Raw genomic sequence first — 12,354 nt, forward strand, 5'->3', positions numbered from 1 at the left:
CAATGAATATTTATACGTTCCGCGATGAAGAACAATTTGTGCAAACAGCCGCTAACCAGATCTCCAGTCTGCTCCACACCAATCCGCGTGCCACGCTGGGACTAGCTACAGGAAGCACGCCAGTCGGGCTCTATAACAAGCTGATTGAAATGAACCGTCAAGGTCTGGTCAGCTTCGCCCAAACCACAACCTATAATTTGGATGAATATGTAGGCCTTCCCGAGAATCATCCGGAGAGCTACCGCACCTTCATGAATGAGAAGTTCTTTAATCATGTGGACATCCAGATCGAACGGACCCATGTACCGAACGGCAATGCCAACAATCCGGAAGAAGAATGCTTGAATTACGATAAAATACTGGAAGAATTTGGCCCGGTTGATCTCCAGCTTCTAGGCCTTGGACATAACGGACATATCGGTTTCAACGAACCTGGTGATTCCTTAAGCGGCGGTACGCATGTGGTTGAGCTGCAGGAGAAAACACGTAACGCCAACGCAAGGTTCTTCCCTACCCTGGATGATGTGCCAACCCATGCGATTACGATGGGTGTTGCTACGATCCTGAAAGCCCGTCAAATCCTTCTCCTCGTCCGTGGTGAGGATAAAGCGGAAATTGTTCACCGCGCATTGAAAGGACCAATTACCACAGAGTGTCCGGCATCGCTGCTTCAATGTCATCCGAACGTAGTTGTCCTTCTGGATCAAGGCGCAGGGAGACTGCTGGTATGAGTGGCGAACGAAAAGAATCTGTCCAACTGCTGTATGGTCAAGTCCTGACGCCAAACGGCATCTGCAAAGACGGCGTGCTGGTCATTCAAGGAGAGAGCATTTCATACGCCGGTGATGCTTCCGGACTCCCTGCTGATCTGAAGCAGGCAGCAACGGAAGTGATCAATCAACCGGATGGCTACATTATTCCCGGTTTTATTGATATCCACGTACACGGGGGTAATGGTGAAGATTTCATGGATGCCACCAAGGATGTCCTGGATAAAATCACGTCGTTCCACAGCTCTCAGGGCACTACGGCCATGCTTGCTACCACGATGACGGCCCCTAAGGCAGCTATCGACCATGTATTGCAAGAAGTTAACGACTACCAGAGCCAAGATATGCCTTACACAAGACTGGTAGGCGTACATCTGGAAGGCCCTTTTATCAGCCCAAAATGGCCTGGTGCACAAAATCCGGAGCATATCGTCCATGCTAATATCGATTGGCTGGAAGAGTGGGTATCCACTTACCCTGACCTAGTTCGCCAGGTGACGCTGGCACCGGAGCGTGAGGGAGCGCTAGAGGCCATCTCTTGGCTGAACAACCACGGGATCGTAGCCGCTCTGGGGCATACGGATGCCACCTATGAGGAAGTCGAAGCCGCCGTGGAAGCAGGTCTTAGCCATGGCGTGCATACGTTTAATGCGATGACAGGATTGCATCACCGCAAGCCTGGCGTGGTGGGCGCAATGCTGAGTGATGATCGCTTAAGCTGCGAGATTATTGCTGATGGTATCCATGTTCACCCCGCTGCCATTCGGATTCTAGCCCGCATGAAGCAGGACGGAAATCTAATTCTGATTACCGATGCGATGTCCGCTACCGGTATGCCTGACGGCGAATATACGCTGGGTGACCTGCCGGTTGTTGTAGAGAACGGCATCGCCACGCTCAAGAGCAACAGAGACAGTCTGGCTGGCAGTACGCTGACGATGATCAAAGGCTTTCAGCTGTTGGTCCGAGAGGTTGGATTGAGCATTGAACAGGCTTCCCGCGTCGGAAGTCTGAATCCCGCCACAAAAATCGGCATCGCTGATCTTACAGGCTCTCTTGAAGCCGGCAAGCTTGCCGACGTGCTAATCCTTTCAAGTGATCTAGAGCTTCAAAGCGTTTGGATTCAAGGACAACGCAAACATTAATCTATAGCAAACAAAGCAAAGGAGCTGCCTTTTTAGGGATAATTTCATTCCTAAAGGGCAGCTCCTTTTGATATAGAGGTTTTACCGGCTGTTCCGATTACCGCCAAACCAACCGTCATCCGTATCATTCTTCATCAAGTTGCCGCGGGTGTCGTTCATGCCGTCACGACCGCCTACATTCAGCGGGAATACACGGTTAATCCATGTGCCGAAATCGCGCGAAAGCGTTCCAACTGTGTTCGCTGCATGACCGTCCGTTCCAAAACGATTGGCATGCTGATAAAATCCCTCATCTGTGGAAACATATACTTGACTGATATGTGGAGCGGTTTTGCGAATCTTGCTCGTTACTTCATGACGAACATGCTGAGGAACCTCTTCACGAGTGCTCATCATACCCATATTATTATTGTTGTAAGTGCCATAAGGAACGCCATTGATGCCTGTTCCCATATAAGTGTTATTTGTCGTACCGTTGGTTCCGTTAAGGTTATTGGTACGTGTGCCGTTAGTACCCATAAGTCCATCAGTGCGTGTACCGGTAGTACCCATAAGTCCATTAGTACGTGTGCCGTTAGTACCCATCAGTCCATTCGTGCGTGTACCGTTCAACGTATTATAATTGCTGCCGCCAAATCCGCCATTGGTTGTCGTTCCGTTTACACCGAAGCCGCGGTTATCGGCATTACGGCCTAGGCCTGTTCCAAGACCTGTTGTATTGTCCACTGCGCGTCTTGTATCATTTGCCATGCCTCGCAGAAGACCTACGCTGCCTGTACTTGAAGTGCCGAAGGTACGATTTCTAACATTCGTTGTGTTCGTGCCCGTCATCGTACGGTCAGTGGCACGATTTGCACCCGTGCTCATACCCGTCACATGACCGTTGATGTTGTTGGTGTTGTTGGTGTTGTTGGTGTTCATGCCCTCCCTGGACAGCGAGACATACGCATTGCGATTCGTCACGAATACGTGGGCTGTACCTAAACCACTGATATCTGACACTTTTTTGGACAGCGTTTTGCTGTACTTCAGGTTCGTCAGGTCATGCTGCTGCGTACTGCGGACATTCTGGTTATTCCGTACGGAATTCACACCGATACGGCCACCGTCCACATTTTTCGTACGTGTCGTGTTGCCGTCATTGGCGTTACCGCATCCTGCTACTGCAGCCATACTGAGCAGCAATGCCGTGGAGACGGTCAGGTTGAGGGCCTTGGATTTAATCATGATTCATCCTCCATCTCTATAATGAGTGTAGTAACATCGTATAGGATGACCTTGCGGCAGAAGTGGTATGCTGAAAGGTTTTAACATGGAAGATAAATGCTAACTAGACCTTTAATGCACCAAAAAACGCCGATTAAAGCATTCAGCATCGGCGTTTCATTCCATTATAAATTCTTGGTCTTATTCAGCTAAACGAAAACAAATTAGGGCAAGCCCTTTAATCACCTTGCTCTCCTAGCGGTGTTAGAACTTGTTCAAGCCAAGCTATGTTGTCCTGATACCATCGAATCGTCGCGCGAATTCCGCTCTCGTAATTATATTGGGGAGTCCAACCAAGCTCCTTCCTTATCTTATCAGCATTAATCGCATAACGACGATCATGTCCCGGGCGATCTTCGATGTGCTGGATCAATGATTCAGGTTTGTTCAACTCAGTCAGGATCGTTCGGATGACCTGCAAATTACTCCTTTCGTTATGTCCTCCAATATTATATATTTCTCCATCAACGCCGCGGCGCAAAACCAGATCGATTGCCCGGCAATGATCCTCTACGTACAGCCAATCGCGTACGTTCAAACCGTCGCCATACACCGGAAGGGGTTTGTTATGCACAGCATTGTAGATGATAAGAGGTATTAATTTTTCCGGAAACTGATATGGGCCGTAATTGTTTGAACAGCGAGTAATATTGATTGGCAAGCCGAACGTCTCATAATAAGCCCGTACAAGCAAATCGGCGCCCGCTTTGCTTGCAGAATAAGGGCTGTTGGGCTGAACTGGTGATTCTTCAGTAAATAATCCAGTGGCTCCAAGCGTCCCGTAGACTTCATCCGTAGAAACCTGGACAAACTTGCTGACACCATATTGCCTGGACAGATCGAGGAGCGTCTGAGTTCCAATCACATTCGTCATGACAAATAATTCAGGGTGCAAAATGCTGCGATCGACATGAGACTCAGCTGCAAAATTTACTACCGCATCAATCCCCTCTTTGAAGAGTGGTTCTACTGCCACCTTGTTTCTTATATCCGCTTTCACAAAGCGATATTGAGGATTCGTCTGCACCTCCATTAGATTGCCTGAATTTCCGGCATAAGTTAATAAATCCACATTAATAAATTCGTCATGCGGATGTTGAGACAGCATATATCGAATAAAGTTGCTACCTATAAATCCCGCCCCGCCTGTGACAACAATCTTCATGCTACCTCACCCTTCATATTTAAAGTTATTTTCCGCCGAAGCCAAGAGAGGATGCTTCGAATCTTTGTCAGAAAGAACAGGTTTGTTCGCAGGCCAATCGATATTAAGATCCGGATCGTTCCAGGCAATACCTCGATCATGCTCTGGCGAATAATAGGCGTCGACCTTGTAAATGACTTCAGTATCCGGAACAAGGGTACAAAAGCCATGGGCGAATCCTTTGGGAACGAGGAGTTGATGATAATTTGTTTCAGACAAAATGAAACTTTGCCATAGTCCATAGGTAGGAGAACCCAGCCGAATATCAACAACCACGTCATAGATCGCTCCACTAACAACGCGGATCAATTTCGTCTGTCCCTTGGGAGACAGCTGATAATGAAGGCCTCTAATAACACCCGCTTCGCGTGACATCGAGTGATTGTCCTGAATAAAACTTTCCTTAATGCCGTATTCTTGAAGGATTCGATCATTAAAACTTTCCATAAAAAATCCTCGATGGTCTTGATGCACTGCCGGTTCAATCTGCTTCACACCTTTGAGCTTTGTATCCGTGATTTTCATCTGCTGCCTCCGGTACATGTATTAGAGAAAGGTTTACCGCCAACGTCGGTCTGCCACCCCTAATTATTTATATGTCTAATCCCAAGTTAGGATATAGGCAGCACTCTCACCAATGCAAAAATCCCGATCGTAATTACAGATCGAGATTTTACAGTGATTATAGGATCTAACCTAGTTCGATTCTTATTTTTTCCTTAACTTCTTCCAGCAGACTCAATACTTCTTCCAAACGATTCCCTTTTACGATAATCTGGCCGATTCGGTCTGTGCCAACCCTGAATTTATTTACCTTTTCTCCTAGATGGTAATCAAAGGATATCTGAATAATATTCTCATGCTTATCATTTCCATTCACAATTCCAGTAATATCCCCGTCTTTGTCGGATATCAGAAGTTCACACGCGCATGGCTGTGAAGCATGAGCAGGAAAACTCGGGTTCATATGAAGAGCAGCTTTGATCATCTGCTCATAGTAATCGAATCCGTAGAAAGTAGACACCAGTTCGGGTAAGCAGGTCGCTCCCGCTCTGCCGCCGATTTCAAGAACATACACATGCCCGTCTTTCAAAATAAAATCCGCATTAATTGCGCAATTATTTAATTGTAACGCTTCGATACTCTGTTTTAACTGGGAAAACAGATCCTGCTGCACTTCTTCAGGTAAATCGTAAGGGACATAATGACCGATGGGAACTCCCGTATCTCCATAAAAGACAAAGTCTCCGTGAGGCATAATAAATCGAATTTGGTTGTCGTAAACAAAAGCCTGTGCTCCAAACTCAGTTCCTTCAATAAACTCTTCAACGATAAAAAAACCCAATTTCGTATCCTTTCTAACTGTTTCAAAGGCGTAGTCTACATGGGCGACATCCGCAACCTTTACAATGCCTTTGCTTGCTCCACCGTCCACTGCTTTAAAGATGAGAGGTGGTGACAATACTTCGAAAGCGCTGTAAGCTTCCTCTAATGTTTTGACTTTTAGAAACCTGGCCGTTCTAACGCCATGTTTCATAAAAGCCTGCTTCATCTTCCATTTATTTGAAGAGAGTTGAGCGGATTCAAAACTCAATCCGCTAACTCCCAATTCATCCACTACTTTGCCAATCGACTTGACGGCCACATCCGTGCCCGTTGTACAGATTCCATGAATTCCTTCAAGACGGGCGATTTCAACTACCTTATCCATATGGGTTGTATCCTCATAATAAACCTTGTCAGCCTGGGCAAATCCCGGGTAGTTTCCATAGCGGCTCACAACAATGACGTACAACCCCATTCTTTTCGCAGTTTCGATTAATGGAAGCTGAGAGATTCCTGCACCTAGAACCAACAGTTTTCTCATGGCTTAAACTCCCTTATACGGGTTATGATCCGATCCATATCCTCTTCTGTGATATTCGGATGAATGGGAAGAGTTAGAATTCTTTTCCAGATCTCTGAGGATAGCGGCACGATGGCTTTTAAATGCAGGTAGCTAGGATGCAGGTGACATGGATAGTAATGAACACCCGTCGCGATATTGTGTTCCTGCAAGTGGCCAATCATGCGATCTCTCGAGTTTTCTTTGCTGAATTTAACTTGGAACAAATGCCAGGAGCTATGAGCATACATTTGTTCCTGAGGAAGTTCCAGCCATTCCAAGTCATTTAATTCGGATTGGTAGTGAGCCGCTATTTCCTTTCGTCTTCCGTTCAATTGGTGCAGCTTTTTTAACTGAACGAGCCCGATTGCAGCCTGCATATCATTCATATGATATTTATACCCTACGTCATCAACGAAATACTGCCATGCATACACCTTTTCATGCGACGATCGTATCCATGTATCCCGGGAGATACCAACCCACCGTTTCTCACGCAGCTTACGATTCATCCACTCTGTATTGCAGGTGATCGCCCCGCCTTCACCACTCGTCAAATTTTTGACTGCGTGAAAACTGAAGCAGGTGATATCGCTAATGGAGCCAATCTTTTTGCCTTTATATTCCGCGCCGCACGCATGCGCAGCATCTTCCACTACCTTGATGCCTCTGGAATTCGCCAACTCATGGATCGTATCCATGTCGCAGGGATGCCCGCCCATGTGAACAACGATAATTGCCTTTGTTTTATCCGTAATCTTCCGTTCGATATCTGCCGGAGATATGTTCATCGTATCGGGTTCAATATCCGCAAAAACCGGCGTTGCTCCCACATAACTAACGGCATGGACAGTGGATATGAACGTGATAGAAGGAACGATTACCTCGTCACCGGGCCCAATCCCCAAAATGTCCATGGCTAGATGGAGTGCAGCCGTACCGGAGTTAAGCGCAACCGCAAAACGGCTGCCGACATACTTGGCGAATTCTTGCTCGAACTGTTCCGTTTTGGGGCCAAGACCAAGCCATCCGGACCGTAAAACATCCGACACAGCGTCAATTTCCTCTTGACCTATACTCGGTTGAAGAACAGGTATCAGCTTATGGTCCAAGTGAACCTCCCCTTTCGTTATCCTTGTTATTCCGACATTAGAATTTGTGAGCGCCATCGTTCGGCGCAAGCTTCCACTGAAAAATTTGCCCACGCTACTTGTTCGGCATGTTCTGCAATGCTCTGGCGCAGTTCCGGTTGCTCTATCAGTTGGACCATAGCTTCATACCAATCATCACCAGTACTGGAAACAATCAGACCGTTTTCCTTTCCGGTCACCCATTCTTCGTAAGCTGGAGAGGAAGTATAAATTCCCGGAATCCTACAGGCGGAATATTCTCGGAATTTATTGTTGCTTTTGCAATCATGCAGCAGCGTTCGTTCCAACGGCGCCAACCCGATATCCCAGTTGGACCGGTAGAGACGCTTTAGAAAGTTTTTATAGTTTTCATCATAGGATTCCGTAAAAACCTGTGGCTTATCTTTGAGTTCATCAGGAACGTACCCGCAGAACTCCATTTTGATTTTATCCCCATACTTCCCGATGATTTTAATCAATGCACTGGTAACCGGTTCAAAAGCCGCCTGTTTTTTTCCGCCTTCATACCCGATCACAACTTTACCTTCTTCATTGCGGTTCTTTTTCAACCCGGAGATAGCAGCGAAATCAACGCTTCCCGGAAAATACACTATTTTTTGGGGACCGAAATGCGTATCAACATGTTTGGCAAAAAAACCGGAAGCTACCTTTACGATTTGAGCATTTTTCAGAAATTTAACATACGTCTTTCTTCGTGAAGAATCATGGTAGTATCTTCCCATATCCGATCCCGGGGACATTGCGATAAAATGGTCATCGATCACGTACACCGTTTTTTTTCCCATCTCCCGGGCCATCTCCAGAAACTTATATGCTTCAGGCTGAACCGTTCGGAAGAAGAGCACGATATCCGCTTCAGCCAGCCTTGATCTGTCCATCTCATTATCGGATCTGACGTCAAATTCGCAGACTCCCATCTTCTGCAGATGGCGAAGCGGCTGCTCAATGCCGATTTTATAGGAAGCGATTTTATCCGATCCGATGATGAGAACGTTCATATCCCCTCTTTTCCCCATGTTCCCGCTCTCTCCCCCGATTTTACATTTTGAATATAAATTTCTTCCAATTATCGATGCATGTCTGAAGTGCAAAATGCTGCCGAGCTGCCCTTTGCGCATTCTCCTTGATTCGCTGCCGCATCGCTGGATCTTCTATGATCGCCTTGATTCCCTCATACCAATGCTCCTCGTTATGCTCAACCAGGTAGCCTGTTTCGCCCTGCTCGACCCAATGCATATAAACAGGAGACTTCGAGTATATACCTGGAATTCCGCAGGCACCGTATTCACGGAATTTTGTATTCGTTTTCCCCTTGTTAAATGAATTATTCGCAAGAGGTGCAATTCCGATGTTCCAGTTGCTCTGATTTAGCTTCTTCATAAACTCCTTGTATTCCATCCCCCCACCTTCATATTTAACGCTTGGATGTTCAGCCAGTGAAGGCGGAAGGTAGCCGAAAAATTCCAATCTCACAAATCCCCCGTAGTAATCCAGAATTTTGTTCAGAGCGGAAATGACGGGAACGAAATCTTCCTCTTTGTCCCCTCCTGCATAACCGATGACAACTTGCTCCTGACTCTTATCTCTCCTCTCGTGCTGATCCAGCCACTCAAAGTCGATGCTGGCAGGGAAATAAATGACATGCCTATTGTATCGCTCATGAATATAGGTGCCGAGATCAGGCGCATCTACTTTAATGATTTGCGTGTTTTTCAAAAACTTAATAAACGTCTCTCTTCGGATCGGATCGTTATAATATTCCCCCACCGAAGTCGTCGGCTGAATCTCCAAGAAATTATCGTCAATAACATATACCGTTCTTTTTTTCAGCTGATGGGCCAACTCCAATAATGCATAGGCGGCTGGCTCAACATTACGAACAAATACGATCGTGTTTGCAGCAGCAATCATTTCATGGGTCACATCAGTTTCCAATTTCACATCGAATTGTAGATTCTCTTGTTTTTTCAGTGCACTAAGGGGCTGAATAACGCCGATTTCAAGCGAAGGTATCATGCCTGCCGCGATAACGAGAACATCCATCTTTGGCAGCTCCGACTCGATAACGGCCACAGCGTTATGAGACCTTTTCTGGGCTTCCGCACGCCCTTGTGCAAAACCTTCCTCTTTTCCTCGCTGAAAACCATCCATACTCCCTATTTGGTATGCGCTAAGACGAACAGGTTGGCGTTTTCCTTTTCCAACTCGCTTTCGAGGCCTTGTTTTTTTTCTTAAAGCCATCTTATCCTTCTCCTTTATAAGCTTCTTGATGACCGGCCTCCATACCCTCCGCATAACCAACGTTAAATCCTTCGTTATACGCCTTATCAAACCCCGCATCATAGGATTGGTTATAGTCGACTGCATTTTGAACCGGAGCTATGCTTCCCGGCCCCCTCCTTCTCTTTCCTCCAGAAGCTCTATTTATCCCCTTACCTCTTAAACCTCTTCCATGGATACCTTTTCTTTTCAATCGCAACGATGCACCGCCATTTTTTCTCCGTGCTTTCATCCATCTCACCCTCTGCTCTTTATTAAATGTTATCTGCCTTAATTACCGGAGGAGAAATGATCGGAACTTCCTCCTCATATTTCTGAACCTCTTGCTCGTTCACTAGCAATGGCTCGTAAGAATCAAGGTGCCAAGCAGCCACTGCGAGCCGATTCATGAATCGGTGCAGTCTCTTCCCCTTGTACTGATAAACACTGCCATTCTTAAGTTTGATCAGCCTGCCTTCTTGCTCCCATGAATCCGATGAGAAATATACAGTCTTCATACGCCCAATGGCGTCCTCCGCAGAAATACCATCCCCAAGCGGCCAGCAACGCAGATCAACCTGTGAGACTCGGACTGGCTGAATTCCGCTGGCACCATGAACCGGATACCTGACCCTATTCTCTATCCAATACGTTTTCGAATTGGCGCCTCTCACGAAGATACATGTCGGATACAAATCAATGGTACGCAGCTTCATAGCGCTGTTCATGTTTTGCTGCCACTTCAGGGACAACATATCATGGGGATCTCCCCATTTACTGGAGTAGAACGTAAGATTATTTGCATACACTTGTTCGAATTTGGAATTTAACGTCTTCATACTGACGCTGCCGTAATGATGAATAAACGTATCCTTTGCTATAACTAGCTGCATGCCAAGAAGCCGGGCACGCAGCCCATAATCGTCGTCTTCACAGTTTCCAATCTCAAAACCTTCGTCAAAAAAACCCAATCGGTTAAAGTCATCTCGCCGAATCAACATGCAAAAACCCGTCAATCGTTCTGTCACGATCCAGCTGTTCGCATTAGATTGATTGTATGATTTAGAGAATTGCTGCATCTCCGCTATATCTTGGTAGCTCACATGGATCAGTTGATCTCCGCTGATATAATTTGTCACCGGTCCGATAATTCCGAACCGTGAGTCGCTTTGCAAACAGTTGAGCAAATTCGAGAGCCAGTTGGTCGTTACAACGGAGTCATTATTTAAGATCATCAATGTTGTTCCTTTTGCCATCATAAGTCCCTGATTGACAGCACCTGCAAAGCCTAAATTTTCTTCATTGATTTGAAAGCGGAGTCCTTGGGAAGATTTGAGAAATTCTGCTGTGCCGTCATCAGATGCATTATCAATAATAATGAGTTCATACGGCACATCAGTATAGTGGAGGATACTTTCAATGCATTCTTTTAAATAGTCAAGCTGATTATAGGTCGGCACAATGATACTTGTACCTTGGAAGACATTTGTGAATTGGGTTATTCCCACATGCCGCCCACGGGAATATCCATCCTTGTAGCCGGAATTGAATCCTTTGTTAAATCCGTCGTTGTAACCATTTCTTTTATGATTGCTCATCTGATTCATAAGGTTGACTCTCCATTGGTTAATGAATCAGCCAAATGCCCGAAATCAATGGCGACTTTCCCGAGCTCTGAGGCTATGCGCTCTGTAATGATAACAGCCGGAATGCCGGCACCCACAAGAGCGATGTCGAATGGACGACTTCGAATTTCATCCATTGTTCTGGGAATATCGTTCATTCCTTCAACGGGAGCAACCGTGCCAGTCACCTTGATTCCACGATCTGACAACACCCGTGAAAGACCAGGAGCAGAATTGCCCACAACGAGAACTCGACGTCCTGCTAGGATCCCAGGCAACAAACCTTCCAAATGTAATGCATAGTTGACTGTCGATAACGTTAGCTGTAACTTTCGATAATCAATGCCGTGAGCTTTAAACACGGAAAAGCACAGAGGTTGAAAGTTTGACAATCTTAATTTGGGAATTCCGACAATATCTGCATTTCTAACAGAGGCTGCCAGCATATCCCTTGCTTTTAGATCAGGTAAACTAACACCGGCATAGCTTAAAAAATGGCCTTCTTTCCGGACCTCATCCTCGTTCAAAACCATTTCTTGCGCAAGCGTAAGCAGTTCTCCATCCCCTAAACGGATTACAGACAGCCGGGAACTTGAATCTAAAGCTTCTTTAATCCTTCCCGCAACTTCCGCCGCGCTCATCAGACGATAATACTGAGAACTCAGTTGCTTCATCCCTTCTTCAATAATCTGGCGCACCGAAATTTCGGGGAGAACCTCGAGCTCCGGGAGAATCGAGTCCACGATCCCATCTCCTCCATCATAGTATCCCTTCGCGTACCCCTCTCCCGAGCTTGGTTTGACTTTCGTTTCGGGTACGGAATGCTGCGACCGCATCATGGCCTCGTCATAGCCGGTATCAAAGCCTTCATTAAAAGAAGCTGCAGCTTGCTCCAGCAATTTCTGGGTGCACTCGTTTGGTGCAAGGGCTTTTGTTCTTTGAAGAGTTAACTTCCGCTTAGGTCGCCTCTTTACCAACCTTTTTCTTTTTTTTTCTAAGTGCTGCCGTATGATGATCACCCCGTCTTACGCACAATATATTCTTTAGAA

12 protein-coding genes are annotated in these 12,354 nt (G+C 46.3%); 2 read left to right on the forward strand and 10 right to left on the reverse strand.

Features of this window, described 5'->3' with window-relative positions; genetic code table 11:
* Positions 1-2: 2 nt before the first annotated feature.
* Both nagB and nagA read left to right on the forward strand, forming a co-directional pair.
* Complete coding sequence (nagB, locus tag J7E85_RS16565; RefSeq protein WP_215159575.1) at positions 3-731, forward strand: glucosamine-6-phosphate deaminase; 729 nt, start codon at positions 3-5, stop codon at positions 729-731.
* Positions 728-1,915, forward strand: coding sequence for an N-acetylglucosamine-6-phosphate deacetylase (gene nagA / locus J7E85_RS16570; protein ID WP_215159577.1), 1,188 nt, complete (start codon positions 728-730; stop codon positions 1,913-1,915). The genes nagB and nagA overlap by 4 nt, the downstream gene beginning before the upstream one ends.
* 81 nt (positions 1,916-1,996) lie before the next feature.
* Here nagA and J7E85_RS16575 read toward each other — a convergent pair whose 3' ends face one another.
* The 10 genes from J7E85_RS16575 to J7E85_RS16620 all read right to left on the reverse strand — a co-directional run bounded on the left by J7E85_RS16575 (position 1,997) and on the right by J7E85_RS16620 (position 12,204).
* Positions 1,997-3,142, reverse strand: a complete 1,146-nt coding sequence (locus J7E85_RS16575; RefSeq protein ID WP_215159579.1) for a YhcN/YlaJ family sporulation lipoprotein — start codon at positions 3,140-3,142, stop codon at positions 1,997-1,999.
* A gap of 217 nt (positions 3,143-3,359) precedes the next feature.
* Positions 3,360-4,346 carry a dTDP-glucose 4,6-dehydratase gene (gene rfbB, locus J7E85_RS16580; RefSeq protein WP_215159581.1) on the reverse strand — a complete coding sequence of 329 codons (987 nt, stop codon included), beginning with the start codon at positions 4,344-4,346 and terminating at the stop codon, positions 3,360-3,362.
* Between the two features lie 6 nt (positions 4,347-4,352).
* Entirely contained in the window at positions 4,353-4,910 is a 558-nt protein-coding gene (gene rfbC / locus J7E85_RS16585; protein ID WP_215159583.1) for a dTDP-4-dehydrorhamnose 3,5-epimerase, read from the reverse strand.
* Between the two features lie 166 nt (positions 4,911-5,076).
* The gene (locus J7E85_RS16590; protein ID WP_215159585.1) at positions 5,077-6,252 is read right to left on the reverse strand and encodes an ATP-grasp domain-containing protein; all 1,176 of its coding nucleotides are present in this window, start codon (positions 6,250-6,252) and stop codon (positions 5,077-5,079) included.
* Entirely contained in the window at positions 6,249-7,382 is a 1,134-nt protein-coding gene (locus J7E85_RS16595; protein WP_215159587.1) for a DegT/DnrJ/EryC1/StrS family aminotransferase, read from the reverse strand. The genes J7E85_RS16590 and J7E85_RS16595 overlap by 4 nt, the downstream gene beginning before the upstream one ends.
* 26 nt (positions 7,383-7,408) lie before the next feature.
* Positions 7,409-8,437, reverse strand: coding sequence for a glycosyltransferase family protein (locus J7E85_RS16600; protein ID WP_215159589.1), 1,029 nt, complete (start codon positions 8,435-8,437; stop codon positions 7,409-7,411).
* Between the two features lie 22 nt (positions 8,438-8,459).
* Positions 8,460-9,662 carry a glycosyltransferase gene (locus J7E85_RS16605; protein ID WP_215159591.1) on the reverse strand — a complete coding sequence of 401 codons (1,203 nt, stop codon included), beginning with the start codon at positions 9,660-9,662 and terminating at the stop codon, positions 8,460-8,462.
* 1 nt (position 9,663) lies between these two features.
* The gene (locus J7E85_RS16610; protein WP_215159593.1) at positions 9,664-9,933 is read right to left on the reverse strand and encodes a hypothetical protein; all 270 of its coding nucleotides are present in this window, start codon (positions 9,931-9,933) and stop codon (positions 9,664-9,666) included.
* A 22-nt stretch (positions 9,934-9,955) separates the two neighbouring features.
* Positions 9,956-11,287 carry a glycosyltransferase family 2 protein gene (locus J7E85_RS16615; RefSeq protein ID WP_215159595.1) on the reverse strand — a complete coding sequence of 444 codons (1,332 nt, stop codon included), beginning with the start codon at positions 11,285-11,287 and terminating at the stop codon, positions 9,956-9,958.
* Positions 11,284-12,204: a GT-D fold domain-containing protein gene (locus tag J7E85_RS16620; RefSeq protein ID WP_251035773.1), complete on the reverse strand. Its 921-nt coding sequence runs from the start codon at positions 12,202-12,204 to the stop codon at positions 11,284-11,286. The genes J7E85_RS16615 and J7E85_RS16620 overlap by 4 nt, the downstream gene beginning before the upstream one ends.
* Between the last annotated feature and the right edge of the window lie 150 nt (positions 12,205-12,354).

Source organism: Paenibacillus sp. ISL-20 (genome assembly GCF_018613005.1).
Classification (GTDB): domain Bacteria; phylum Bacillota; class Bacilli; order Paenibacillales; family Paenibacillaceae; genus Paenibacillus_AQ.

Excerpts from the sequence above, each read along its gene's own strand:
- rfbC (WP_215159583.1), bottom strand. The coding sequence starts at position 4,910 with ATGAAAATCACGGATACAAAGCTCAAAGGTGTGAAGCAGATTGAACCG.
- J7E85_RS16615 (WP_215159595.1), bottom strand. The coding sequence starts at position 11,287 with ATGAATCAGATGAGCAATCATAAAAGAAATGGTTACAACGACGGATTT.
- nagB (WP_215159575.1), top strand. The coding sequence starts at position 3 with ATGAATATTTATACGTTCCGCGATGAAGAACAATTTGTGCAAACAGCC.
- nagA (WP_215159577.1), top strand. The coding sequence starts at position 728 with ATGAGTGGCGAACGAAAAGAATCTGTCCAACTGCTGTATGGTCAAGTC.
- J7E85_RS16590 (WP_215159585.1), bottom strand. The coding sequence starts at position 6,252 with ATGAGAAAACTGTTGGTTCTAGGTGCAGGAATCTCTCAGCTTCCATTA.
- J7E85_RS16605 (WP_215159591.1), bottom strand. The coding sequence starts at position 9,662 with ATGGCTTTAAGAAAAAAAACAAGGCCTCGAAAGCGAGTTGGAAAAGGA.
- J7E85_RS16600 (WP_215159589.1), bottom strand. The coding sequence starts at position 8,437 with ATGGGGAAAAGAGGGGATATGAACGTTCTCATCATCGGATCGGATAAA.
- rfbB (WP_215159581.1), bottom strand. The coding sequence starts at position 4,346 with ATGAAGATTGTTGTCACAGGCGGGGCGGGATTTATAGGTAGCAACTTT.
- J7E85_RS16610 (WP_215159593.1), bottom strand. The coding sequence starts at position 9,933 with ATGAAAGCACGGAGAAAAAATGGCGGTGCATCGTTGCGATTGAAAAGA.
- J7E85_RS16575 (WP_215159579.1), bottom strand. The coding sequence starts at position 3,142 with ATGATTAAATCCAAGGCCCTCAACCTGACCGTCTCCACGGCATTGCTG.